This is a genomic window from Rothia sp. 18CD1-1, from assembly GCF_055285355.1.
Genome location: NZ_JBUZLI010000007.1, coordinates 1 through 22,731, shown reverse-complemented (window position 1 = coordinate 22,731; position 22,731 = coordinate 1). Strand labels below are relative to the sequence as shown.

Below are 22,731 nucleotides of genomic sequence, written 5' to 3'. Positions count from 1 at the left end.
AAAGGATTATCTATTGTGACCCGTTCATTTCTGTTCAGTATCTCCGGCAGAAGGTAGGTTGCGTGCCTGACGCTCTAACCGATCGAAGTCACTGATATATTGACGATCTTGAATAATGCGGAACTTCTCGAACTCGCTCAGAGCATGTTCGTCAGCCTGTGCTTTGGAAATACGACCAGCGCCGTCAAGGATCTGGCGATCATCGAGACTCAGGAAAGCATCTAGGTGGTGGGCCCAGTCTTCCATGGTCATGGGAATATGCCGACGGGCGCGGGACTCAGCCAGGTCGAGGAAGGCATTGACCAGGCGACCGAGGTCATCGAGCTCATCGTGGGTGAGGTAGTTCTTGCCAACTGTCACATCGCTGCGTAAGATTTTGCCTTCGGGCCCGCCAGCCCAGCTGGTCAGGCCCATGTGGGGCTGGTCTGCATCAGCGCGTAGACTGATAAGTTCGGCAGCGGTACGTCCGTGAACGGCGTAGTGGGGCTTGTTCTGGACAGCGGCGAAACTGGGTGGCTCGGACCGAATTGACGCGGTAGCCCACCGAGATAATAGCATCGAGATTGTAGTGGTCGATACTACGTGTCACCTCGCGTGAACCTTCGGATCGAACTATCCGGAATTTCCGGATGGTTGCTTCACGCTCTAGCTCACCGGAGGAGAAGACATTTTTCAAATGCTCGCTGATGGTACGCACATCGACACCGAAAAGCTCCGCCATCAGGCGTTGCGTTAGCCAGATCGTCTCATCCTCATAGCGGGCCTCGATGCTTCCGCCTTCATGAACGGTGAAGATGAGGAACTCGGCAGTGGAGTTGCGGATAAGCTTTGAAGAGTGATCTGAAGAATATGGCTGGCGGGAAGTCATGAATTTAGTATAGGCCAGCGGTTCCTTTGCTCACCGGGAAATCAGCAAAATAAAAAACCCACGTCGTGGGGCTTCCACGACATGGGTTTAAATGGTCGGGATGACAGGATTTGAACCTGCGGCCTCGTCGTCCCGAACGACGCGCGCTACCAAGCTGCGCCACATCCCGATGGTTGTCTTACAGAGTCCGTAAGCAACTGTTCCATGATAGCCGATAGCGGAGACCCTGCCAAATACGGCCGCCGGGAGGTTACGGGGCAGTGAGGGTCACCAGCACCGCCTCGGGTGGGCAGAAGAGCCGCACCGGGGCAAACCGTGAGGTGCCCAGCCCCGCCGAGACCTGCACCGGTACACCGTCCTGAAGCGATACCCCTTTAGCGCGGGCGGGGTCGAGATCGCAGTTGGAGACCAGGGCACGGCCACCCGGCAGACACACCTGACCACCGTGCGTATGTCCGGCAAAAATAGCCTGCGCGCCGTCGCTGACAAAACGGGTGAGAGTGCGCATGTAGGGGGCGTGGCAGATACCGAGCCGCACCGCCGGGCCGAGCGATGGGTCGGTGGCAGACGGGGCGAAACCGGGGTGCCGGTCATAGTGCAGGTGGGGGTCATCGACTCCGGAAAACTCTAGCCGGAGCCCGCCGAGCTCCAGGGTGTCGTAGCGGTTGATGAGGCCCCGCCAGCCGCGCCCGTCGAAGGCGTCGTGCATACTCTGGGTGGGAAGAATCTGCCGCTCCTCCTCTAAGGTCTCTGCCGAGGTGGACTGTTTCCACAGGTAGCGGGCCGGGTTTTTGAAAACCGGGGCGAAATAGCAGTTGGAGCCGGGTACATAGACACCGGGAAAATCGAAGAGCGGCCCCAAGGCTTGCAGAAGATCGGGAAGGGCCTCCATATGTGAGAGGTTATCCCCGGTATTGATCACCAGATCGGGGGCTAGCCGCGCCAGCGACTGCATAAACTCGGTTTTCTTGTGCTGCCCGGGAATCATGTGCATATCCGAGATATGCAGAATCCTCACATCTGCTACCCCCTCGGGTAGCACGGGCAGAATCTCATGGCGGATTCGAAAACTGTTGAGCTCAATATAGTGCGCATAGGCAGCGGTGACAGCTCCCAGCGCGGTGCCAACACCGGCGGTAGCCGCAAGCCCGCGCAACAGAGGGCGGGCAGAACCTGCCACAGACGAAGAGAAAACCATAGGCTATAGCCTATCCCATGGGACAGGCTATAGCCGTGAAACCTACTGTGCGGCCGTCATCGACCCGGGAGGCTCAGCAAAGGTATCGGTATTGTAGTTTCTCGCCTGCGCCCTCATAAACTGCTGCCACTGGGCACCGGCATAGGTGGCACCGTCAACGTAGTCGAGGGTTCGCCCGTTAATGGAAAGCCCGTTGAGTGAGCGGGAACCGTATTTCAGTGAACCCACCCAGGAGGCGGTGGACAGGCCGCGGGTATAGCCGACAGTCCAGGTCTGGGTGGAGTTATCGGTGGTACCGGTCTTGGCGGCCGAGGCATCGGGGAGGTCGATCCCGCGCTGGTAGCCGGAGCCGCTCACCAGCACCTGCTTGAGCACATAGTTCACGCCGTTGGCGACATCGGAATCAATTGCCCGCGAACACTGGGGCTCAAAAGACTTGACGGTATGACCATCGCGGTCTTTGACCTCCTCAATACCCTGGGGGGTGCAGTAGACACCCTCGTTGGCGAAGGTGGCGTACATCGAAGCCATCGTGAGCGGGGAAACACCCAGGGTACCGATCAGTGATGCCAGCGAAGTCACCTCGTAGGCGACATCACCGGACCCATCAGCTTTATAAACGTGTAGCTCCTCTGCTGTGCCAGAGATACCGCAAAGGTCCAGCTGCGAGGCCATGGAGTAGAGGAAAGAGTTAATAGAGTTTTTAATACCGTAGGTGACGGTATCCCAGCGCAGGTAGCCCTCTTCGGCGTTGTTGAAGCTCCACCCGTTGCCGTTGTCGCCGGCGGACTGGTAGTAGCCGTTTTCAAGGCAGCTGGCCCGCCACTGGTAGCTGGCCGGGTAGTTGAGAGAGGTGCCGTTGATGGTCTGGTTGGCACTCTTGCCCTCCTTCAACCATTCGGTGAGAACCACCGGTTTGAAGGTGGATCCGGGCTGGAAACCGGCGGTTCCACCGTCTACGGAGTCAACATTGTAGTTGTACATGGAGACGGAATTATCGTCGCCCTCGGCATAGTTGGAGTTCTGCGCCATCGCGACCACCTTGCCGGTGCCCGGCTCGACCGAGATGAGGGAGGAGTTGACATCGTCGGTGTTGGTGCCGGTGGGCTGGGTAGACTCAACCGCGCTCTTGGCGTCTCTCTGCGCCGAGGAACTCATGGTTGAAACGATGGAGTAGCCGCCGCGGTAGAGGTTGTTTTGGCGGTCCTCGGGGGTGTCGCCAAAGGTCTCATCCTGAAAAATTTTGGCGGCAACATAGTCGCAGAAGTAGGCGGCATCCCCGGCGGTGGAACAGCCTACATCGGTGGTGTGAATATCCAGGTCCAGGCCGGAATTGATGGCGTCGTTGTATTCGTCTTCACTAATATCGCCGTCGCGGAGCATGGTGCCAAGAACCACGTTGCGGCGTTCGGTGGCGAGCTCGGGGTTGACATCGGGGCGGTAGGTGTTGGGGGACTGCACCATGCCGGCCAGAAGGGCCGACTGCTGCACATTGAGTTCCCGTGCCGAAACACCCCAGTAGTACTGGGCGGCGGCCTCAACACCGTAGTTGGACCCGCCCAGGTTCACAATGTTGAGGTAGCCCTCGAGGATCTCCTGCTTGGACTTGTTCTGCTCCATGGAGATGGCGAGCTTAATCTCTTTAACCTTATCGAGATAGCCCTTATTATCACCCAGGGTGGAGGCTTCTTCACCCGAATAGTCGGCCTGGTCGATGAGCAGGTTGTTGACATACTGCTGGGTCAGGGTGGAGGCCCCCTGCCTGTTGTTGGGCCGCAGCACGTTGTTGACCAGGGCACGCGCCATACCCAGGGGGGAGACGGCGCCGTGCTCGTAGAAGTCGCGATCCTCAACAGAGACAATGGCTTTCTGCATGTAGGGCGAAATATCGTCGAGCGCGACCTCGGTGCGGTTTTGCGAATAGAAACTTGCCAGCTCGGTGTTACCGTCAGAGGCGTAGATCGTGGATGTTTTGGAGAGCGGGCCGTCTTGCAGACTGGAGGGCAGGCCTTTAAACCAGTTGATCGACGACGTTGCCGCCACCCCCACGCCGACGGTGGGGGGGACGAGAATACCCGCGGTGACGAAACCGGCGATAATGCTCAGCGCAATGAACTGAATGAAGTCGCCCGGGGTGCGTTTTTTCCGAACATTCTTGGATGAAGCCATTGCATCAGTTTACAAGTTCAACCTGTGAAGCTGGAATTCATTCTGCACCGGGTAGCATTTTTTATGCTATATCCGTGGCGGGTGGGTTTTGGCTGTGAGCGTGCCGGTGGGGACTTTCCAGAACCGTCTTCAGCGGCTAGGCTTGAGGCTATGGATAAATGGGAATACGCCACTGTGCCCCTGATGATTCACGCGACCAAGCAGATCCTCGACAACTGGGGTGAAGACGGCTGGGAGCTCGTGACGGTTTTGCCGTCGAGTGCTCCGGCGGGTGCGGCTCCTCAGGGTAATATGGTTGCCCCCACGGCGGGTAATCCGATCGCCTACTTTAAACGTAGGAAGGCGGAGTAAACTTTGATGGGTAGGCACGATGGGCCGGTTCGCGGTTTCTACCGCGGGACCGGTCTTTGTGCTCTCTGACGAATAAGAGACCTCATTCACCGTACCAAGGACTAGGATTGAGCGAAAATATGTCACGTGTTGAAGAGCGTATCCGTGAACTGGGGTATGAGCTGCCCCAGGCCCCGGCTCCTGTAGCCGCCTATGTTCCCGCTGTGTCCAGCCAAAATTATGTGTACACCTCGGGCCAGCTGCCCTTTGTGGACGGCAAGCTTGCCGAGACCGGGAAGGTCTCGGAGAGGGCCGGGGAGGGCACCGTTGACCCCGGTCGTGCCCGCGACTATGCTGCTACCGCCGCGCTCAACGCGTTAGCAGCGGCTCAGCAGGTGATCGGTGACCTTGACCGTGTGGTGAAGGTGGTAAAGGTGGTGGGGTTTGTTGCTTCTGAGCCCACCTTTACCGCCCAGCCGGCGGTTATTAACGGTGCCTCCGAGCTTCTGGGTGAAATTTTTGGTGAGGCCGGGGTGCACGCCCGTTCCGCCGTGGGTGTGTCCGTGCTGCCGCTGGATTCGCCGGTAGAAGTTGAGTTGGTCCTCGAATATGTCTAGCCAAGCCCTCTATACCGGTGCGCTCAAGCTGGGGCGGCCGCGTGCCACCGGCACCTTACCCACCGCCACGGGGGACACGGGTGAACGCCTCATCGAGATACCCCAGCAGTATGTTTGTGCGGCCAAGGCATGGCTCGACGACGCCGGGCAGGCACCCTGTCAGCTCAAGACCGCGGCCTCGGTGGTTTTTGTGCGCGACGGCAGGGACGGCCTGGAAACGATTCTGACCTACCGGCAGGGAAAGTCTCCGCTGGGGACCGTTGCTTTTCCCGGTGGCCTGTGCACGCCCGAGGATTTTGAGCCCCTGAGCTGGGCTGGCCCGAGCGCGGCCTCGGTGGCGGCGGCCTTTCAGCAGCCGGATACGGCTACCGCCCGGGCCGCCGTGGTGGGCGCTATCCGCGAGAGTTTTGAGGAGGTCGGTATACTCTTGGCCGGCCCCGATGCCATGAGCACGGTGGAGGGGTGCAGTACCGGCTGCGATCAGATGGCGGTGCGTGAGGCCATAGCCAGCGGCGATAAGGATTTCACCGACTATCTCGCCAAGCGCAGCCTGACCTTGCGGGCCGACGTGCTGCGCCCGCTGGCACGCTGGCAGTCGCCCAACTACCGGCACCAACGCTATGACACCCACTATTTCGCCTGCCCAGCCCCGGTGGGGCAGGTGCCCACGCTGCTGGCTTCTAAAGGCGTGTGGGGGCAGTGGGTGAACGCCGCTCAGCTGGTAGAACAGAAAGCGACCTCTGCCCTGGGCGACCTGATCGGTGCCGAAAACACCGTGGGTAAAAAACTTGAGGAACTGGTTAACCCCGGAACCCTCTGCATTCTTGAAAGCCTGGCACAGTCCTCAACCTCCGTGGCTTTTCTGGCCCAAAAGCGTAAGGTGCAGGTGAATAAGGCGGACATCGTTGAGCGGGACGGCAAATATTTTCTCAGGTACACGGTGCCGGGTAAGAGAAGAGGCCGGTAACCCACCCTTTCAGGCGGACACCGGCCCCTTTATTTTCGCCAAGCCTAGCGTGAGCGGTTACGCAGCCGCTGAAGATCGAGGATCACCACGGCGCGGGCCTCGAGTCGAATCCAGCCGCGAGAAACAAACTCGGCCAGGGCCTTATTCACGGTTTCCCGCGAGGCACCAACCAGCTGAGCCAGTTCTTCCTGGGTCAGCTCGTGGGCAACCAGCACCCCGTCGGTGGCGGGGCGACCAAAACGGTCCGCAAGGTCGAGCAGCGCCTTAGCCACGCGGCCGGGGACGTCGGAGAAAACCAGGTCGGCCAGGTTCTCATTGGTGCGGCGCAGCCGGCGAGCGAGAGCCTGAAGCACCTGGGCGGAGATCTGCGGGGACCTGTCCATAGCCTTGCGCAGGGAATCGTGCTTGACCCCGGCCAGGCGGGTCTCAGACACCGCGGTGGCGCTGGTTGAACGCGGTGAGGGGTCAAAGAGCGCCATCTCACCAAAAATCTCGCCCGGGCCCATGATAGCCACCAGGTTTTCACGGCCATCGGTGGCGGTGCGGCCCAGCTTGATCTTGCCAGAAATGATGAAGTAGAGCTGGTCGCCGGGGTCGCCCTCGTAGAAGAGAGTGGCACCGCGAGAGAGGTCAACCTCGGTGATGTCTTCGGTCAGTGCGGCAAACGCTTGGTCATCGAGAGAAGCAAAAAGCGGTGCGCGACGTAGAACTTCAATATCCATTAATTCTCCTTGAGTATCTCATTATCGGGGAGCCACCGCTGCCGGTGGCATAGAGACCGGTGACCGCGGCCCGCGGGGAGCCGCAGACACCAAAAACTCTGTGTGACATAATCAACTAGTATTGAGAGTACCGCAATTCTTGCTAAATCACACCCCTGAGCGCCCAATAATGTGAACGAATCTGGGATTTTAGGCGAATTATCTACGGGAAAACACAGGAAACAGTAATACGATCTGTACACCAAATATACGTTGAAAACGCCGCCGGGCAGGCCGCCACCGCTGGCCTACCCGGGCGACTATCAAGGAGTACTGGCCAGAGGGCCGACCATGCTAGACATTATTCTGCTTATCATCCTGGTTATCTACTTTTTCTCGGGGATCAACAGAGGATTCTTCGTCTCCCTGGGGAGCCTACTGGGCTTTATTCTGGGTGCCCTCGCAGCCTTTTGGGTCACCCCCTGGGTCGTCTCCCAGGTCTCGACCGGCTGGTACGTGATCGCGGCAATTCTCAGCCTGCTCATCTGCATTATCACCGGCCAGTGGGTGGGGTTCTTGATGGGGCGAGCGATTCGCCGGGTCTCTGACGTCACCCCGCTGAGAGGGCTGGAAAGGGCAGCCGGTGGCCTACTCAACCTGTTTGTCTGCGCCTTCGTCATCGTGCTGGTGGTGCTCACCGTGCGGCCGCTGGGAATCCCCCAAATCTCGCGGGCCCTGGGCGACTCCACCGTGGTCAGCACCCTACTGAGGCTCACCCCCGACCCCTTTGAAGACCGGGTCAACGAGCTACGCTCCGATGTCATCGACTCCGGCGCTATCCCCGAGGTCACCCAGCTGCTCTACCCCTCAGAAAGCGCGCCCACAGAAGAACTCTCCACGGCGGCACTGGAAGAAGCCAGTCGCTCCGTGGTGCAGATCCTGGGCAACGCCGATGCCTGCTACTACACCTCCGAGGGAAGCGGATTCGTCGCGGCCAACGACTACGTGGTCACCAACGCGCACGTGGTCACCGGTGTCAGCGAACCGGTTGTGCAAGACCGCGCGGGCAACAGCACCTCCGGGCAGGTGGTCTACTATGATACGGCTCAGGACCTCGCCATTATCCACGCCCCCGGTGTGGGGCTCAACCCGCTGCCCATCGGCACCGATGTGCCGGCCGGCACCACCGTATCCTTCATGGGCTACCCCAACGGCGGCCCCTTCAAAAACCGCTCAGCCACCGTGCAGGGCCTGGGCACCACCCAGACCGTCAACTCCAGCACCGGCGAAACCTCCTCACGGCTGGTCTACCAGCTAGCCGCCAACGTAGAACAGGGCAACTCGGGTGGCCCGGTACTCAACGAAAACGGTGAGGTTATCGGGGTTATTTTCGCCAAGGCAACCCAGGGACAGACCGGCTACGCCATACCGTCATCGGTACTTCAGCAGGCACTATCCGGGCTGGCAAGCTACACAGAGCAGGTCTACACCGGCCAGTGCTCCCCCTAGACCCCGGCTCGGTCACCGGGTCGGACACGGCTAGCTCAAACGACCAACCAGAAAATCAAGCGCCAAAGAATACCCGGCCGCACCCGCACCGGCTATCACCGCCGTGGCCTGGGCCGACACATAGGAGACACGGCGAAACTCTTCCCGCCCATGAATATTGGAAAGATGCACCTCCACCACCGGTATATCAACCGCCTCCAGGGCATCGTGAAGAGCAACAGAAGTATGGGTGAGAGCCGCCGGATTGATAATAATAGCGTCGGCCTCGCCGCGCGCCCGCTGAACCTCATCAACCAGCACACCCTCGTGGTTAGACTGCATAAAATCAATCTCCACACCGTGGACCCTGGCGCGCTCGCGCACCTGCTCCTCAATATCGGCCAGTGTGGTGCTGCCGTAGATGTCGGGCCGACGCTGCCCCAAAAGATTCAGGTTGGGGCCGTTTAAAACAAAGATGCGCTTAGACATACTCACAGTCTAAGCGCATCTTCTGCCCGGCCCGCCTAGGACCTATAGGTTTCGACGATAGCCTCCATCACCGTGGAGTCGGCCAGGGTGGTGACATCCCCTACGGGGCGGTTTTCGGCGACGTCCTTGAGGAGGCGGCGCATGATCTTACCCGAGCGGGTCTTGGGCAGCTCCGGCACGATGAGCACCCGTTTGGGTTTGGCAATGGGCGAAATTTCGGTACCCACGTGCGCTCGAATCTCCTCGGCCAACTCGTGGTGGCTACCCGAGGTGTCCGCCTGCTCGGCGAGTATCACAAAAGCCATCACAGCCTGGCCCGTGGTTTCATCGCTGGCACCCACCACCGCGGCCTCCGCCACCGCCGGGTGGGAGACCAGGGCTGACTCAATCTCGGGGGTGGACAGCCGGTGCCCGGAAACGTTCATGACGTCGTCCACCCTACCCAGCACCCAGATATCGCCGTCCGCATCGCGTTGCGCGCCGTCACCGGCAAAATACCTGTCGCCGAACCGCGCCCAGTAGGTGTCTGTATAGCGCTGGTCGTCGCCCCAAATGGTGCGCAGCATAGAGGGCCAGGGCTCGGTGATGGTGAGTAAGCCGGGCTGCTCTTTCCCCAGCGGCTCACCGAAATTGTCGACCACGTCTACCGATATACCGGGTAGGGGCTGTTGCGCCGAGCCGGGCTTGGCGGCGGTGACACCCGGTAGCTGCGAAATCATGATAGCGCCGGTCTCTGTCTGCCACCAGGTGTCAACAATGGGACAGCGGCTACCACCGATCACCCGGTGGAACCAGAGCCATGCCTCGGGGTTGATAGCCTCACCCACCGTACCCAGCAGCCGCAGAGACCCGAGATCGTAGCCCGAGGGTATCTCCTCACCCCACTTCATCATGGTGCGGATAGCGGTGGGAGAGGTGTACATGATACTGACCCCGTATTTTTGCACGATCTCCCAGAACCTGCCGCGGTGCGGTGAATCCGGTGTACCCTCATAGATCACCTGGGTGGCGCCGTTGACCAGGGGTGCGTAGGCAACATAGGTGTGCCCGGTGACCCAGCCAACGTCGGCGGTACACCAGTAGACATCGGTCTCGGGTTTGATATCAAAAACGTACTTGTGGGTGAAAGCGGCCTGGGTGAGGTAGCCGCCCGTGGTGTGCACAATTCCCTTGGGTGTTCCGGTGGTACCCGAGGTGTAGAGGATAAAGAGAGGGTCTTCGGCACTGTGTGCTGCCGGTAGATGGTCACTCGATGCGCTGTCCACGGCCTCGTGCCACCAGATATCCCGCCCCTCACGCCAGTCAATTCTCTGCCCGTTACGTTTGACCACCAGCACGTGCTCGACGCTGGGGCAGTCCCGGCAGAGCGCCCGGTCTGCGGTCGGTTTCAGACCGGTGGGTTTGCCGCGCCGGTAGGAGCCGTCCGCGGTAATCACCAGTTTGGCCTGAGCGTCTTTGATGCGGGAGCTCAGCGCGTCGGCAGAGAAGCCCCCGAACACCACCGAATGGATAGCGCCCACTCGCGCGCAGGCCAGCATGGATATGAGGGCCTCGGGGATGGTGGGCAGGTAGATGACCACGCGGTCGCCGTGAGAGACACCCAGGGATTCTAGGGTATTGGCTGCCCGCGACACCAGGTCTCTGAGCTGGGCGTAGGTGTAGGTGCGGGTGTCCCCAGGCTCGCCCTCAAAGATGAGCGCTGTGCGCGACCCGTTTCCCCGATCGACGTGGCGGTCTACGGCGTTGTAGCAGGCATTGAGCTCGCCGTCGGCAAACCATCGGATAAAGGGCGGGCTGGAATCGTCGAGGGTTTGGGAGAAGTCCTTGCTCCAGGTGAGGAGATCGCGTGCCTGGTGGGCCCAGAAGTCGGGGCCTTGGTCCCGGGCCGTTGCGTAGAGTTCTTCGCCCGCGTTGGCCTGGGCCGTAAACTCCGGGGAGGGGGCAAAAATCTGCGGGTTCTCTGACATGTTTCAACCTTTCAGTAGCGCATAACCCACGGCTTGTGACGGAAACCATGAGATATTGGTTATTTCCACCCTAAGCTATAAACTGTATCTTCCGCCACACCTATGGCGGATGTTGGGAGAAGAAACGAGCAGAAAATAGCCGGTAGGCTGGGAGGGTGACAGCAGTACCCGACTCCAGGCCGCTTGAGACCGGCCAACTGAAACGTATCGAGATCCGCCAGGTGCCGCCTTTCAGAGCGGCGGCGGCCGCACGGCGGGCAGCCCGCCACCGTGAAACAGAGCTGGGAAAAAAGCGCCGGGCCCGAAAAATTAACAGAATCCTGGGGGAGACCTACCCCTATGCGGTGGCAGAACTCGATTTCTCGAACCCGTTTGAGCTGCTGGTCGCCACCGTCCTTTCGGCACAGACCACGGACACACGGGTCAACTCGGTAACACCGGAACTCTTTTTCGCCTACCCCGATCCGCAGACGCTAGCGCAGGCGGCACCGGACACGGTGGAAGAAATAGTGCGGTCGCTGGGTTTCTACCGGTCCAAAGCGGCGTCGATCATTGGTTTGGCCCAGCGGTTGGTGACCGAGCACGACGGTGAAGTACCCCGGCATCTGGAGGAACTGGTGAAGCTTCCGGGGGTGGGCAGAAAAACAGCTTTTGTGGTGCTGGGTAATGCCTTTGGGCAGCCGGGTCTCACCGTTGATACCCACTTTGGTCGGCTTGCCCGCCGGCTGGGGCTGAGCGTGAAAGAAGACCCGGTGGGGGTTGAGGGCGATCTTGCAGAACTGATTGAGCGCAGGGACTGGACCGAGTTTTCCCACCGTATGGTCTACCACGGTCGCCGTATCTGCCACGCCCGCAAACCGGCCTGCGGGGTATGCCCAATTGCCGATCTCTGCCCCTCCTACGGTGCGGGGGAGACCGATGAAACCGCGGCCGCCCAGCTTCTCAAGTACGAGATGGCGCCGGGGAGGGAGCGGCTACACTTGCGCCTGGTTGAGGGTGCTAGCCGGCGGCAGCTGCGGCAGGAGGGCTGGAGCCTTGGCGCCTAATTCTGCCCGTGAGACCCTGCAAGAGCTGGTCCGCCGTAAAAACCTTTGGCCTGCCGGTTCACCGGGGCCGCGCACCGGTAGCCTTGACCCGGCTACCGCGCAGTCTGCGGCGGTGCTGATCCTCTTCGGGCCGGTGGACGGGCAGACGGCCATGGGGCAGACCCCGGACGGCGCGGCGGCTTCCGCTCTTGATGTTCTGATTGTTGTGCGCGCGAACACTCTGCGTCAGCACGCGGGCCAGCCGGCTTTTCCCGGCGGCAAAGTGGACCCCGAAGACTACGAGGTGGCTGCCGCCGAGGGGCTACCGGTTTCGCATGTTACCGCCCTGCGTGAGGCGGTGGAGGAAACCGGGCTGGACCCGAACGGGGTCGAGATCTTGGGTGAGCTTCGGCCGCTACCGCTCGCCGTTAGTAATTTTATGGTGACCCCGGTGCTGGCATGGTGGAGGGACACTTCTCAGGTGGCCGCCCAGGATATCGGCGAGTCGTCGCTGGTGCTACGGGTTCCCGTGGCGGAACTGCTGGATTCGGCCAACCGGTATACGGTGCGCAGTAGGCGGGGTAGGGCCACCCACCTGTCACCGGCCTTCCGCGTGAACGGCGGCGGGGAAAACCTGGTGATCTGGGGATTTACGGGGATCCTGCTCGATAAAATCTTTGAGGAAGCCGGCTGGGCGCAGCCTCTCGCCCGCACAGAACGGCGAGAAATAGAAATCTGAGCTACTTCACCGCGGCGTAGTTGTCGGTGGCTGCTACGGTGACCGGGAACTCGACCGGGACCGGGCCGAAAATCAGTTCAGCGGCCTCGCGAGCCGCGGACCGAATAATTGCGGTGCACATTTCAGCCTCTCGTGCGGGTCCGTAGATTACCACCTCGTCGTGCAGAAAATAGACCAGCCGAGACCGTAGCGGCTTCCCATACAAAACAGCGCTACCCATTTTCTGCCGGATAAGCGACATCCAGCACAGGGCCCACTCGGCGGCGGTTCCCTGCACCACAAAATTACGGGTAAACCGCCCCCAGCTGGCAGCTGCGGCCCGAGCGGCGCGCTCCTCACCGGCGGTCGCCTGGTGACGCTGCCGCTCAAACCAATCTTCCCCCGGTGCCGGCGACGTGCGCCCCAGGTAGGTGGTGACCTGTCCGCCGCGCCGGCCCACCTCCGCCGCCCGCTCGGTAAAGGCGATCGCCCGCGGAAAAAGCTGACGCAGATGCGGCATAAGCCGCCCCGACTCGCCGGTGGTAGCCCCGTACATGGCACCGAGGAGCGCAACCTTGGCATGAGCCCGCTCATTCAACACCGACCCGGTGCGGCTGCCGAGCTGGGCAATCCCCAGGTACAGGTCGGTACCTCGCCCGGCTACCGCAAGACCGTCATCACCGCTCATCGCCGCCAAAATACGGGGCTCAACCTGGCTGGCATCGGCAACCACAAGTTTCATACCCGGCTCAGCCTGAACCGCCGAACGCACATCTTTAGGGATCTGCATGGCACCACCACCGTGGGCACCCCAGCGGCCGGTCACCACGCCTCCCACCTCGTAGCTGGGATAAAAGCGGTCACGAGAGACCCATTCATCGAGCCAGTTCCAGCCGTTGGCGGTGAACAGGCGGGCAAGTTTTTTATAGCGTAAAATCGGGTCGACTAGGGTGTGCCGGTGCTCTCTCAGCCGCGGGTTTTCATCGGCCCAGGCGAGCAGCTCCCACTTGCGGGTTGAGCCCACCCGCACGCCCGCGGAATTCATGGCTTTGAGGAGTTCGGCTGGGGAGTCAATATTGACCGCGGGGTTGCCCAGCAGCTGACTGATCTCTGCGGCCAGTTTTTCCATGCGGTAGGGCCGCTGACCCTGCGTCGGGCGGGGTCCCAGGGCATCGAGAAGAATCTTTTCGTGGACGGCCCGGTTCCAGGGGATCCCAAAGAACTTCATCTCTGCGGCGATCATGCCGCCGGCTGATTCTGCCGCAGCGAGCAGGCGGAGCCGCCCCGGATGCGGCGAGGAGTCGATGGCGGCCAGCTGAGCGCGAAGCTCGCGCGCAAGTTCCTCGGCCGTGGGTGCCGTCCGCGTGGCGGCGGCTTGACCTCCCAGTGAGCTATCGGCAAAAAGGGCACCCTGCCCGGGAGCCGGGGCTGTAGCGGGGAGAACACCGGGTGCCTGACCGGTATCTGTAGCGAGCAGGTTACGGACGGGGACAAAACTCAACCGGTTCTGGGGGCGTGTGGCGGCGGTGACCAATATCCGCTGTACCAGCCGTAGATCGTGGGCGCGGTGGGGCGAGACACCCTGGGCGAGAAGCAGCGGCATGACAGGGCGTGAATCGGCCCAGACCCAGCGGATAACCGCGGAACCGTTGCGGTTCTCTACGTCCCGAACCAGGGCGGCGAGTCTCTCACCGGGTACACGGCGGCGGGTGCCGATACCGTTTTCCGTGAAGGTGACAGCCTCCCACAGGGTGTCCTGCCCCGGGGGATCGGTGGTGGGCTCGGCTGCCCCGATCACAACGTACATGCTTCCATTATCGCCCATATCCGGCGGGTGTGCGGGCCCTGCGGTGGGGCCTCTGAGGCTGCGGGGTGTGCTCAGAGGCGGACCGCAACCGGTGCACCGGCCACCTGTGGACAAAACCTTTTCGACCGGTGTTACCGGATACCCCCGTGACTGCGTATCCACAATTTTTGTGCGCTCTTCCTCCGGGGCTACCGGCGGGGTCTAATGCTTATACAGGGTTAATCACCGTGCAGTAAGGAGGTGCCCATGCCATCGCGTGAGTGGGTGAGAAAGAAACGGGCGGGTATACCGGATACCGGCACGCACACGACTGCGGGATCCGAAACCGAAAACCTGCGCCGGGTGGTGGGGGCCGCCCGCGACCGCTATTTCGCGGAACCGGACCGGGACAGGCTACCGCAAGAGAACCACCTGGCGGCCCTGATCGATACGGTGGCAAACGAAAACTCTCTTTCCCTCAGTGCCGCCGACCGACAACGGGCACACGAAAAGCTGCGGGCTGAACTTTTTGGGTTGGGCCCGCTAGAACCCCTGCTCGCCACCGAAAATCTCACCGACATCTTTGTGAATAGTCCCCATGAGGTGTGGGTCGAGGCCGGCGGGAAAATCAGTAAAACCGCGGTAGAGTTCGCTGATGATGCGGCCGTGCGATCCCTTGCCACCCGGCTGATTGTGAGCGCCGGGGGCCGACTTGATGACTCCTATCCCAGCGCCGATGTACACAATGACCGGGGTCAGCGAATTCACGCTGTACTGCCACCTTTGAGCAGGGGCTCCACCGCCCTATCCATTCGATTGCAGCCGGCTGATAGGCCCTCGTTATCCCGGCTGGGGGAGTGGGGCATGTACACCGCTGAGCTACAGCCGCTTCTGAACTACCTGGTGCGGGAGCACAAAAATTTTCTGATCTCGGGCGGAACGGGCACGGGTAAAACCACTCTTCTCAACGCCCTGTTGGGGGAGTGCGATAGCGGTGAGCGGATAGTGACCATTGAAGACTCGGCGGAACTCGCCCCCGACCACCCGCACGTGGTGGCGCTTCAAACCAGGCAGGCCAATGCCGAGGGCCGGGGCGAGGTGGGGCTGCGGGAGCTCATTCGGCAGGCTCTCCGTATGCGCCCCAGCAGGTTGGTGCTGGGTGAGTGTCGCGGTGGGGAGGTGGCCGACATGCTCACCGCCATGAACACCGGGCACTCGGGAACCGGAGCAACGGTGCACGCCAATTCTGCTCAAGCGGTGGTGACCCGTCTCTACGCCATGGGTGCGATGGCGGGGCTGAACCGGCAGGCCGTGTCTCTTCAGGTGTCTACGGCGATTGATTTTGTGGTGCATATTCAGCGGTACGGGACCCGGCGTAGAATTGCCGAGGTCGCTAGAATCGTGCTCTCAGACAGCGGGCTGGAGACCGAAACCCTGTGCGGTGTTCAGCCGGGGTCCGATTCTTGGGTGTGGACAGAGGCAGGCCGGCGGCTTGTGTCTCAGGCCGGGTAGGGGGAGTGGTGTTTAGAAGAGTATCGAGAAAAGATGGTATTAGGTGGTGGGGTGTGCACGGCGGTGCTGTATCGCGTAGTAAACCCACCGTCGATGAGATGGAGCTGTGGCCCAATACGGTGTGGCGTATGGCGGCGCTGCTGCGTGCGGGGCTGGAACCGCGAGATGTGTTTAACCGGCTGGTGGTGGAGGGTACAGAGGTGGAGCCTCCCGCTGATCCCGTGGAAAGGGTAGCCACTGTTTCTGCGAGAAGGGCTTTAGCCGCGGCCCGCGAGGATCTGGGGCTCGTGTTGGAGCATTGCCGGCTGAGAGCCGGGTGCGGGCAACCGGTGTCGGAGGCGATGAAGAGCCTGGTGGACCGGGGGCGGTTAGGGAGACGGTATTCGGAGCAGCGGCTGGTGGAAATGGCTGCCTGCTGGAGGGTGAGCGAGCGGACGGGCGCCCCGCTGAGCCGGGTACTGGAAAATCTGGCCCGTTTCTATGAGAGCGAGATTGATCTTTCGCAGGCGCGCGATTCAGCGATGTCCGGGCCCAAGGCTACCGCCCGTATTCTTTCTTGGCTTCCCCTCCTGGGGTTGGGGCTGGGGGTCCTGATGGGTACGGATCCTCTGGGTATGCTCTTTGGGTCTGTGCTGGGGCTGCTGGTTGGGGGAACCGGCCTGGGGCTTGCCCTGGCGGGGCGGTGCTGGACTGCCCGGTTGGTAGACCTGGCGGAGAGAGGGGAGCTATAGATGCTGACACGTCTCCGACGACGGGGTGGAGGGGGCCGTGATGTGCCGCTTGTGGGTGCGGCCCTCTACCTGGATCTCACCGCCGCGATGCTGGCGGCTGGGCTTTCGCTGAGCACCTGTTTGCTGAGACTTGCTGATCTGAACGGAGAATCGCACCGGCGGGTACTGCTGACCGTGGTTGACCGGTTGCATGCCGGGGGAAACTGGCAGCAGGCTTGGCGGGGTCTTGAAGTGCCCCGGGAGTTGGAGCCTCTGCGAGAAAGCCTGGGTTTTATGGTTGAGACGGGTGCACCCAGTGCCGAGCTTTTAGAGGTTTTAGCGCGGCGGCAGAGACGGCAGGGCTACCGGGTGTTTGAAAAGTCTGCCGCTCGATTGAGTGTGAAACTGGTGGTGCCGCTGGGGGTGTGTTCCTTACCCGCTTTTATCTGTCTGGGTGTGGTGCCCGTGCTGGTTTCGATGGCCCCCGCTATCCTGCGCTAGTTTGCCGGTAGTGCCGGGCAGCCTCAAGACCTTACCCGCAAGGAGCCGGTATACGCCGATACCTACCGGGGCCGCACAGCACAGGCGGAACACGGTGTACACAGGCAGAAAAAACGGCACAAACTCGCCGGCTTTATCCACAGATTTTCTTTTTCCCTCCCGGTGAAGGCTACGGGGAGTCAGAGTAGAGATACCTCTCCCGCTCACCCCGGGGTGGGCGGGAGAGCACAGTAGATAGTTATTCACCCAAGGAGAACACACCATGGTGGAGAAAGTAAACAGTGATGCTGAGGAGAAAGCCCTCATCGGTGAGGTGCTCACCGATATCGAGGATGACAGCGAAGCGGGTGCTACCACGGCAGAGTACGGGATTGTGATGCTGGCGGCTGTCGGTTTCGCGGGGCTTCTGGTGGTGATCCTCAAATCGGATGAGGTGCGCCAGCTCCTGCTGGGTATAGTGCAGAACGCGCTCTCCAGCGGGGCCTAGGTTGAGGGGCAGCCGGGCCTACCGCACGATCTGTTGGTGGCCCGGTGACCCAGAAATTCTTGGGAAGGTGGAGCTAAAAATATGACTATTGACCGTTGCAGGCGCACCGGTTGCGGGCCGACCGCGGGTGGGCGGATAAGGGATAATGCGGGGGATACCGGTGCGGTGACAGCAGAGTTTGCTGTGGTGTTACCGGCGGTTATTTTTGTGCTTGCTCTTCTACTGGGGTTAGCTGCTACCGGGGTCACCCAGATTAAACTGGAAGAATCTGCCCGCCTGGGTGCCCGCGCCGCGGCACGGGGTGAGAGTAGCCAGTCCGTGCAGCGGATAGCCGGGGATATTGATTCTGCCATTACCGTATCGGTGACCCGCCAGGGATCCAACGTGACGGTGTCAAGCAGTAAAAGGGCACCCGGGATCCTTGGCGAGCTCACCGGCTGGGAACAGCGGGCAGAGGCTACCGTGCCCAGTGAGCAGGCACCGTGAACACCGGTAGACGCAAAGATGACGATGCAGAGCGCGGCTCGGGCACCGCTCTTGCCCTGGGTCTTATAGCGGTTTTGCTGATTCTCTGCGTGACGGTTGCCGGGCTGGTTGGTGTGGTGACCGCCAACCAGAGGGCGGCATCTGCCGCTGATTTGAGTGCGCTCGCTGCTGCGGATAGCGCCCGGGGGCTGGCTGAGGGGGAGCCTTGCGAGGTTGCGGTGGCGGTGTCTGCCGCTAACGGGGCGGAACTGCTTGCCTGCTCTCAGCCGGGGCACCTGAGGGGAACGGTGGACGTGCGGGTGCGGGTCAAAATTACCGGCGTGTTTGCTCTCTTGGGTTATGCCGAATCGGTGAGCAGGGCAGGACCACCGGGAGGAAAATAGGGGTTGGTTTATATGATTTTGACATTTTATCCACCGGGGCTTATGGTAGGCTACCACCGCCGTTGACGGGTGCTTATCTGACACAGGTATGAGGAAGAAGTAGAGTGACTGAAGAAGAAAAACTAGAGAGCATTTATCGGCAGATGCAGCAGGCCATGCTGACCAAAAACACCGACTTATTGGCGCAGCTAATTGATCCGGCTGCTACGCTGACCCACATGAACGGCTATGTTCAGCCTCTGGCCGAGTGGCTACAGCAGATTGAGTCTGAGGAAATGAAGTACTACTCTTCCCAGGAAGACTCTATTAGGGTTAATATTGCTGAAAATCAAGGGATCCTGGTGGGTCGTAACCGGGTGAGGGCCAGGATTTGGGGCGCTGGCCCTGCTACCTGGCCCCTAGAGATGACTCTGACTTTCCGGCGGGATACCGAAGGGGTTTGGGTTATCAAGCACCTGGTCGCCACTACCTACTAGAAGAAAAACTATAACTATAGAAAGAGAGAAGAGAAGAATGACCAAGATTCTTATAATCGGTGCCAGTGGTTCTCTTGGTACTGCCCTGCGGCAGCGGCTTAGCGGCCGCCCCGAATACCGGGTAACGCTCTTTTCCCGGCGTGCACAGAGCCTGAAATTAGCCTCGAATGAGCGAGCTATCAATGGTTCTGCCAGTTCAGCCCAGGATCTCGATACTGCCGTGGAAGGCCAGGACCTCGTGTTTGTGGCTCTCTCCGGTGACCTGCCTGCCATGGCCCAGCAGATTATTGCGGCCATGAAACGGAAAGGTGTTGAGCGGCTGATTTTTGTAGCCTCTATGGGTATTTACGGTGAGGTAGCGGGAGAGCCTGCCGGCGTGGTTCCTGAGGTCCTACGCCCCTATAGGGAAGCTGCGGATCTGGTAGAAGCCTCCGGGCTGCACACCACTATTTTGCGTCCCGGCTGGTTTGATAACGGGTCTGATACCGATATTCGGGTGAGCCGGCGTGGGGAGACCTTCACAGGGCACGATGTCTCGCGGGCAGCTATTGCCCAACTGGTACAGGAGATGATAGATCGGCCAGAACTCTACGACGGTGAGAATTTGGGCCTGCACCGGTAGACCCATGATCCCGGGTCTTTTGGCCTGGCCGAGCCTAGAAACTCCGCACTATCTACACGGGTTTCTAGAGCGTTATAAGCTGCCTTATGGGATAAAGGAGGAGGGGCGGGGTTAGATTGAACTAGTCCTGCCCCTTTCCTGGTTTGTTTAGGCTGTTGCCTCGGGTTTGTTGCTGGTCTCGGTGTCCTCGGTGGGTGTCTCAACGGGGGTGTTGGGAAGGTCTTCAGCCCGGGAACCGGGGATAGGCTGGGCCTGGGCTTCTCGCTCATCCCCCTCAAACACCGTAAAACACCTGGTGTTTGCCTCGATTGATTCTCCGCCCGGGCCGGTACCATAACCTACCTTGCTGCCGTAGTTAAGATGAACAACTAGCCCTGCTGCTGTCCCGTCCCCGGTTACTTCCCAGCCGCGGGCTTGCCAGGCAGCCCGGACCTTCTTCTCTTGTTCCCGGAAATCCTCGTTGGAATTCTCGCCTTCTTTGAACTGTTCGAAGGTCGTCGCCCAAATACTGAGGCGGGCTTTGTCTATATCATCGTCGCTACAGGTAAAAGGAACAGTCTCTGCCCATGATGCTTCCTGGTACGGGAACGGCTGACTATTGTTCTTCCAGCGGAAGAATTCCTCATTCCCATTAGCTGTTACTGCGATGGTTACCGCCTCGTAGAGTTCTTTGAAGATCTCGTCGGCACTAGCTTCTGGTTCTTCGGTTTCCGTGGTGGTTTGTTGGCTCATACCCGGTGTTCCTTCTCCGGTGGTGTTATTGCTGTGAGCGGTACAGGCTGTGAGTAGTAGAAGAATACCGATAGTAGGTAATATTTTCCTGCTTGCCTGCCTAGTTCTTGGTAGTAGAACATTCATCACGGTCTTAACGGTTTTTGGTTCCTGGTTCACCGTCTTGGACTTCCTCCCAGTCGATCCCTTTTCTTTCTGCGTATTTTCTGAGTTTCTCGATCCCTTCCGGGGAAGACAGGTCTCTACGGTTATTAGGGTAGGTCGTGATGTCTCCTTGAGGGCTATGGTAGGTGTCCCCGTCGGCAGGGTCATCATAGTCTAGTAGTTGCCCGATCTGGTCTTGGTGTCCGGTGGTCCAGAGGGACGTTTGATACCGGGAAGACGTATTTTCGTCTAGGTAGCCTTCTAGGCCGTTCTTTTCTCCGTAGAGTCCGTGCCCGTCAGTATCTTGGAAATAGTGACCGCTACGGCTATAGCCGCCTTCAGCGCTGATTTCTACGGTACCGTTGATGTCTGCTGGTGGTTCTTTCATCCAGAGGAAACCGTATCCCAGTGGTGCTGTCGTATCCTCAGTCGCACGAGTGTAAGCGATATTTTCTGGTGCGATTGCTAGGTGTCGTTTCCCGTTATTGACATCCTTGACCTGCTCCTGAGCTAGCCCGGCCGAGCCTAGAAACACCGCGCTATCAACGGTGGTTTCCATATCCGTCATAGCCGAAAAAGCTACATCAGTCCCGTAAGAATGCGCTACCAGATTAGTTTGGGTTGTCTCGTCTCTGCCGTGGATGGTTAGGTGTCTGCTTCTTTAAAGGTGTTGTAGATTCCTTGGGCCTGTTCTTTCATGTCATTGAAGTCGCTGGTGCATTCGGTGAGCATGGTGGTCAGGTCGGTGGTGGCTTGTTGATGGTGATCGCTGAGAGGGTCTTCGTTGCCGGTGAGGTTTTCTATATTTTCGTTGTGGGCTTCCTGGGTGCTGTCATGTTCGGTACCAAAAAAGTTGATTGCTGTTTGGAGTTGGTCGTAGTCGATTTCAAGATCCATGGCTATGATCCTTCTGTCTTATATCTTTGATTATTCTTCTGTTCTTGTTGTTGTGCTCTCAACGGCTGAGTTCTCGGCGGTTGAGGGGTTTTGACCGGCAGGATCGTCTGCCGGGTCTGCGGGTGTCGATTCTTCCGGATCGGTGGACTCGGTTAGTTTATCGAATCGATCGTTGAAGTCACCGAGATATTTAGAATTGATTCGGGAAAACTCCTGAACACAGCCAGACGTCATACGAATAGACTTCATGATTTGACCTTCGTCAAGGCGTACTCGGTAGATAATACGGGTGCCTAGGGTGGTGTAGACGATGATGGATCGTTCGTTTTTCGCGGCCCCGCCCTCATAGATCTCGCCCCAGTCCTGGGACCGCCAGAAATCGGCTACCTTCTCAATCTCAGTATCCAGATCTGTCTCAGGGGCATCAAGAAGATCTGTCCAGGCAGCAAGGTGTGCTCGGGCTGATTCTTTACCTTCCTCTATGCTGCAGGTCTCTCCCGGCAGGTCATAGCGCATGTCTCTACTGGTAGTATCAACCGGATCAACGGTCTCTACTCCTCCGTAGTAATAGGCGTCTCCGCCGCTGGCCTCGATGGTGCCGTTACGAGCGGTCATCCACTCATCCACCACCTCCTGGACCGGGGCCTGGATATAGCCTTCTCTTTCTTCTAAGGGTTTACGCTCATCACTGGAATTCACAGCAGAACATCCCGATGCTGCTAGTAGGGCTAGACCGATGAGCAGGAGTCTTACAGGTCTCACCGGTTTCTTACTCCCGGCCCTCGTGCCCGGTAGGACTCTCACTGCTTGAGGGGTCTTGACCGGCAGGATCGTCTGCCGGGTCTGCGGGTGTAGTATCCTGTGGGGCGGTAGACTGGGTTAGTTTATCGAACCGATCGTTGAAGTCACCGAGATATTTAGAATTGATTCGGGAAAACTCCTGAACACAGCCTGATGTCATCGACAAGGACTTAGATATACCTCTCTCTGAAATCCATACCGTATAAATCAACCTTGTGCCTAGCGGTGTATAAACAACAATAGACTTGCTAATCTTAGATTTTCCTCCGGACCGGATATCCTCCCATCCCTGGGACCGCCAAAAATCAGCCACCTTCTCAATCTCAGTATCAAAATCAGTACCGGATGCATCCGTCACTGAAGTAGATACATGTAAGCTCGCTCGGGCTGATTCTTTACCTTCCTCTATGCTGCAGGTCTCTCCCGGCAGGTCATAGCGCATGTCTCTACTGGTAGTATCAACCGGATCAACGGTCTCGGTGACTTCATAGTAGTAGGCGTCTTTGCCGCTGGCCTCGATGGTGCCGTTACGAGCGGTCATCCACTCATCCACCACCTCCTGGACCGGGGCCTGGATATAGACGTCAGACTCTTCAAGAGACTTTTTTCGTGAATTCATAGTGGAACATCCCGATAATAATAAACAAGCTAACACAA

Annotated in this window: 27 protein-coding genes and 1 tRNA gene; 14 read left to right on the top strand and 14 right to left on the bottom strand. The window is 59.5% G+C overall.

Annotation, left to right across the window (positions count from 1 at the left end; translation table 11 throughout):
- Positions 1-24: 24 nt before the first annotated feature.
- The 5 genes from rhuM to ACS1BR_RS05860 all read right to left on the bottom strand — a co-directional run bounded on the left by rhuM (position 25) and on the right by ACS1BR_RS05860 (position 4,235).
- Complete coding sequence (gene rhuM / locus ACS1BR_RS05880) at positions 25-447, bottom strand: RhuM family protein (RefSeq protein WP_463561257.1); 423 nt, start codon at positions 445-447, stop codon at positions 25-27.
- Positions 431-868, bottom strand: coding sequence for a virulence RhuM family protein (locus tag ACS1BR_RS05875; protein WP_463561000.1), 438 nt, complete (start codon positions 866-868; stop codon positions 431-433). Before ACS1BR_RS05875 ends, rhuM begins: the two co-directional genes overlap by 17 nt.
- Positions 869-960: 92 nt before the next feature.
- Positions 961-1,037 (bottom strand) — tRNA-Pro (locus ACS1BR_RS05870).
- An 81-nt stretch (positions 1,038-1,118) separates the two neighbouring features.
- Positions 1,119-2,066 (bottom strand): metallophosphoesterase, encoded by a 948-nt coding sequence (locus ACS1BR_RS05865; RefSeq protein ID WP_463560998.1) that lies wholly within the window; start codon positions 2,064-2,066, stop codon positions 1,119-1,121.
- 42 nt (positions 2,067-2,108) lie between these two features.
- Positions 2,109-4,235 (bottom strand): transglycosylase domain-containing protein, encoded by a 2,127-nt coding sequence (locus tag ACS1BR_RS05860; RefSeq protein WP_463560995.1) that lies wholly within the window; start codon positions 4,233-4,235, stop codon positions 2,109-2,111.
- Positions 4,236-4,385: 150 nt separating this feature from the next.
- Between ACS1BR_RS05860 and ACS1BR_RS05855 the strand changes: the two genes are divergently transcribed.
- From ACS1BR_RS05855 to ACS1BR_RS05845, 3 genes are all read left to right on the top strand, one after another.
- The gene (locus tag ACS1BR_RS05855) at positions 4,386-4,586 is read left to right on the top strand and encodes a DUF4177 domain-containing protein (RefSeq protein ID WP_463560993.1); all 201 of its coding nucleotides are present in this window, start codon (positions 4,386-4,388) and stop codon (positions 4,584-4,586) included.
- A 119-nt stretch (positions 4,587-4,705) separates the two neighbouring features.
- Entirely contained in the window at positions 4,706-5,182 is a 477-nt protein-coding gene (locus ACS1BR_RS05850) for a RidA family protein (protein ID WP_463560991.1), read from the top strand.
- Entirely contained in the window at positions 5,175-6,149 is a 975-nt protein-coding gene (locus tag ACS1BR_RS05845; RefSeq protein WP_463560989.1) for an NUDIX hydrolase, read from the top strand. The genes ACS1BR_RS05850 and ACS1BR_RS05845 overlap by 8 nt, the downstream gene beginning before the upstream one ends.
- Before the next feature lie 44 nt (positions 6,150-6,193).
- Here ACS1BR_RS05845 and ACS1BR_RS05840 read toward each other — a convergent pair whose 3' ends face one another.
- The gene (locus tag ACS1BR_RS05840) at positions 6,194-6,871 is read right to left on the bottom strand and encodes a Crp/Fnr family transcriptional regulator (RefSeq protein WP_463560987.1); all 678 of its coding nucleotides are present in this window, start codon (positions 6,869-6,871) and stop codon (positions 6,194-6,196) included.
- Positions 6,872-7,123: 252 nt separating this feature from the next.
- On the opposite strand from ACS1BR_RS05840, the gene ACS1BR_RS05835 reads away from it, so the two are divergent.
- Positions 7,124-8,359, top strand: a complete 1,236-nt coding sequence (locus tag ACS1BR_RS05835) for a MarP family serine protease (RefSeq protein ID WP_463560985.1) — start codon at positions 7,124-7,126, stop codon at positions 8,357-8,359.
- A 30-nt stretch (positions 8,360-8,389) separates the two neighbouring features.
- On the opposite strand, the gene aroQ is transcribed toward ACS1BR_RS05835, so the two are convergent.
- Complete coding sequence (aroQ, locus tag ACS1BR_RS05830) at positions 8,390-8,827, bottom strand: type II 3-dehydroquinate dehydratase (protein ID WP_463560983.1); 438 nt, start codon at positions 8,825-8,827, stop codon at positions 8,390-8,392.
- A 35-nt stretch (positions 8,828-8,862) separates the two neighbouring features.
- Entirely contained in the window at positions 8,863-10,794 is a 1,932-nt protein-coding gene (gene acs, locus ACS1BR_RS05825; protein ID WP_463560982.1) for an acetate--CoA ligase, read from the bottom strand.
- A 155-nt stretch (positions 10,795-10,949) separates the two neighbouring features.
- Between acs and nth the strand changes: the two genes are divergently transcribed.
- The gene (nth, locus tag ACS1BR_RS05820) at positions 10,950-11,840 is read left to right on the top strand and encodes an endonuclease III (RefSeq protein WP_463560980.1); all 891 of its coding nucleotides are present in this window, start codon (positions 10,950-10,952) and stop codon (positions 11,838-11,840) included.
- The gene (locus ACS1BR_RS05815; protein WP_463560978.1) at positions 11,830-12,558 is read left to right on the top strand and encodes an NUDIX hydrolase; all 729 of its coding nucleotides are present in this window, start codon (positions 11,830-11,832) and stop codon (positions 12,556-12,558) included. Before nth ends, ACS1BR_RS05815 begins: the two co-directional genes overlap by 11 nt.
- A gap of 1 nt (position 12,559) precedes the next feature.
- Here the strand turns inward: ACS1BR_RS05815 and ACS1BR_RS05810 are convergent, their stop codons facing one another.
- On the bottom strand, positions 12,560-14,344 hold the full coding sequence (locus tag ACS1BR_RS05810; protein WP_463560975.1) for a bifunctional 3'-5' exonuclease/DNA polymerase: 1,785 nt from the start codon (positions 14,342-14,344) through the stop codon (positions 12,560-12,562).
- 246 nt (positions 14,345-14,590) lie between these two features.
- Here ACS1BR_RS05810 and ACS1BR_RS05805 point away from each other — a divergent pair, with 246 nt between their 5' ends.
- The 8 genes from ACS1BR_RS05805 (at position 14,591) to ACS1BR_RS05770 (ending at position 19,500) form a co-directional block, all read left to right on the top strand.
- Positions 14,591-15,835: a TadA family conjugal transfer-associated ATPase gene (locus ACS1BR_RS05805; RefSeq protein ID WP_463560972.1), complete on the top strand. Its 1,245-nt coding sequence runs from the start codon at positions 14,591-14,593 to the stop codon at positions 15,833-15,835.
- A 53-nt stretch (positions 15,836-15,888) separates the two neighbouring features.
- Positions 15,889-16,566, top strand: coding sequence for a type II secretion system F family protein (locus tag ACS1BR_RS05800; RefSeq protein ID WP_463560969.1), 678 nt, complete (start codon positions 15,889-15,891; stop codon positions 16,564-16,566).
- Positions 16,567-17,046, top strand: coding sequence for a type II secretion system F family protein (locus ACS1BR_RS05795; protein ID WP_463560967.1), 480 nt, complete (start codon positions 16,567-16,569; stop codon positions 17,044-17,046).
- Between the two features lie 262 nt (positions 17,047-17,308).
- Positions 17,309-17,533 (top strand): DUF4244 domain-containing protein, encoded by a 225-nt coding sequence (locus ACS1BR_RS05790; protein WP_463560965.1) that lies wholly within the window; start codon positions 17,309-17,311, stop codon positions 17,531-17,533.
- An 81-nt stretch (positions 17,534-17,614) separates the two neighbouring features.
- Positions 17,615-18,019 (top strand): TadE family type IV pilus minor pilin, encoded by a 405-nt coding sequence (locus tag ACS1BR_RS05785; protein WP_463560963.1) that lies wholly within the window; start codon positions 17,615-17,617, stop codon positions 18,017-18,019.
- On the top strand, positions 18,016-18,402 hold the full coding sequence (locus ACS1BR_RS05780) for an Rv3654c family TadE-like protein (protein ID WP_463560962.1): 387 nt from the start codon (positions 18,016-18,018) through the stop codon (positions 18,400-18,402). The genes ACS1BR_RS05785 and ACS1BR_RS05780 overlap by 4 nt, the downstream gene beginning before the upstream one ends.
- 104 nt (positions 18,403-18,506) lie before the next feature.
- Positions 18,507-18,878 carry a nuclear transport factor 2 family protein gene (locus tag ACS1BR_RS05775; RefSeq protein ID WP_463560960.1) on the top strand — a complete coding sequence of 124 codons (372 nt, stop codon included), beginning with the start codon at positions 18,507-18,509 and terminating at the stop codon, positions 18,876-18,878.
- 37 nt (positions 18,879-18,915) lie between these two features.
- A complete protein-coding gene (locus ACS1BR_RS05770; protein WP_463560958.1) occupies positions 18,916-19,500 on the top strand; it encodes an NAD(P)H-binding protein in 585 nt (194 codons plus the stop codon).
- A gap of 147 nt (positions 19,501-19,647) precedes the next feature.
- On the opposite strand, the gene ACS1BR_RS05765 is transcribed toward ACS1BR_RS05770, so the two are convergent.
- The 5 genes from ACS1BR_RS05765 to ACS1BR_RS05745 form a co-directional block, all read right to left on the bottom strand.
- Positions 19,648-20,232 (bottom strand): hypothetical protein, encoded by a 585-nt coding sequence (locus ACS1BR_RS05765; protein WP_463560956.1) that lies wholly within the window; start codon positions 20,230-20,232, stop codon positions 19,648-19,650.
- 133 nt (positions 20,233-20,365) lie between these two features.
- Positions 20,366-20,944 (bottom strand): hypothetical protein, encoded by a 579-nt coding sequence (locus ACS1BR_RS05760; RefSeq protein WP_463560955.1) that lies wholly within the window; start codon positions 20,942-20,944, stop codon positions 20,366-20,368.
- Between the two features lie 77 nt (positions 20,945-21,021).
- Positions 21,022-21,273 (bottom strand): hypothetical protein, encoded by a 252-nt coding sequence (locus ACS1BR_RS05755; protein WP_463560953.1) that lies wholly within the window; start codon positions 21,271-21,273, stop codon positions 21,022-21,024.
- A 30-nt stretch (positions 21,274-21,303) separates the two neighbouring features.
- Positions 21,304-21,972, bottom strand: a complete 669-nt coding sequence (locus ACS1BR_RS05750; protein WP_463560951.1) for a hypothetical protein — start codon at positions 21,970-21,972, stop codon at positions 21,304-21,306.
- A 70-nt stretch (positions 21,973-22,042) separates the two neighbouring features.
- Positions 22,043-22,693 carry a hypothetical protein gene (locus ACS1BR_RS05745; RefSeq protein ID WP_463560949.1) on the bottom strand — a complete coding sequence of 217 codons (651 nt, stop codon included), beginning with the start codon at positions 22,691-22,693 and terminating at the stop codon, positions 22,043-22,045.
- Positions 22,694-22,731: the final 38 nt, after the last annotated feature.

Bases quoted from the DNA above. Each gene is read 5' to 3' on its own strand.
- ACS1BR_RS05875 (WP_463561000.1), bottom strand. From the start codon at position 868: ATGACTTCCCGCCAGCCATATTCTTCAGATCACTCTTCAAAGCTTATC.
- ACS1BR_RS05865 (WP_463560998.1), bottom strand. From the start codon at position 2,066: ATGGTTTTCTCTTCGTCTGTGGCAGGTTCTGCCCGCCCTCTGTTGCGC.
- ACS1BR_RS05860 (WP_463560995.1), bottom strand. From the start codon at position 4,235: ATGGCTTCATCCAAGAATGTTCGGAAAAAACGCACCCCGGGCGACTTC.
- ACS1BR_RS05855 (WP_463560993.1), top strand. From the start codon at position 4,386: ATGGATAAATGGGAATACGCCACTGTGCCCCTGATGATTCACGCGACC.
- ACS1BR_RS05850 (WP_463560991.1), top strand. From the start codon at position 4,706: ATGTCACGTGTTGAAGAGCGTATCCGTGAACTGGGGTATGAGCTGCCC.
- ACS1BR_RS05845 (WP_463560989.1), top strand. From the start codon at position 5,175: ATGTCTAGCCAAGCCCTCTATACCGGTGCGCTCAAGCTGGGGCGGCCG.
- ACS1BR_RS05840 (WP_463560987.1), bottom strand. From the start codon at position 6,871: ATGGATATTGAAGTTCTACGTCGCGCACCGCTTTTTGCTTCTCTCGAT.
- aroQ (WP_463560983.1), bottom strand. From the start codon at position 8,827: ATGTCTAAGCGCATCTTTGTTTTAAACGGCCCCAACCTGAATCTTTTG.
- acs (WP_463560982.1), bottom strand. From the start codon at position 10,794: ATGTCAGAGAACCCGCAGATTTTTGCCCCCTCCCCGGAGTTTACGGCC.
- ACS1BR_RS05810 (WP_463560975.1), bottom strand. From the start codon at position 14,344: ATGTACGTTGTGATCGGGGCAGCCGAGCCCACCACCGATCCCCCGGGG.
- ACS1BR_RS05805 (WP_463560972.1), top strand. From the start codon at position 14,591: ATGCCATCGCGTGAGTGGGTGAGAAAGAAACGGGCGGGTATACCGGAT.
- ACS1BR_RS05795 (WP_463560967.1), top strand. From the start codon at position 16,567: ATGCTGACACGTCTCCGACGACGGGGTGGAGGGGGCCGTGATGTGCCG.
- ACS1BR_RS05790 (WP_463560965.1), top strand. From the start codon at position 17,309: ATGGTGGAGAAAGTAAACAGTGATGCTGAGGAGAAAGCCCTCATCGGT.
- ACS1BR_RS05785 (WP_463560963.1), top strand. From the start codon at position 17,615: ATGACTATTGACCGTTGCAGGCGCACCGGTTGCGGGCCGACCGCGGGT.
- ACS1BR_RS05770 (WP_463560958.1), top strand. From the start codon at position 18,916: ATGACCAAGATTCTTATAATCGGTGCCAGTGGTTCTCTTGGTACTGCC.
- ACS1BR_RS05765 (WP_463560956.1), bottom strand. From the start codon at position 20,232: ATGAGCCAACAAACCACCACGGAAACCGAAGAACCAGAAGCTAGTGCC.
- ACS1BR_RS05760 (WP_463560955.1), bottom strand. From the start codon at position 20,944: ATGACGGATATGGAAACCACCGTTGATAGCGCGGTGTTTCTAGGCTCG.
- ACS1BR_RS05755 (WP_463560953.1), bottom strand. From the start codon at position 21,273: ATGGATCTTGAAATCGACTACGACCAACTCCAAACAGCAATCAACTTT.
- ACS1BR_RS05745 (WP_463560949.1), bottom strand. From the start codon at position 22,693: ATGAATTCACGAAAAAAGTCTCTTGAAGAGTCTGACGTCTATATCCAG.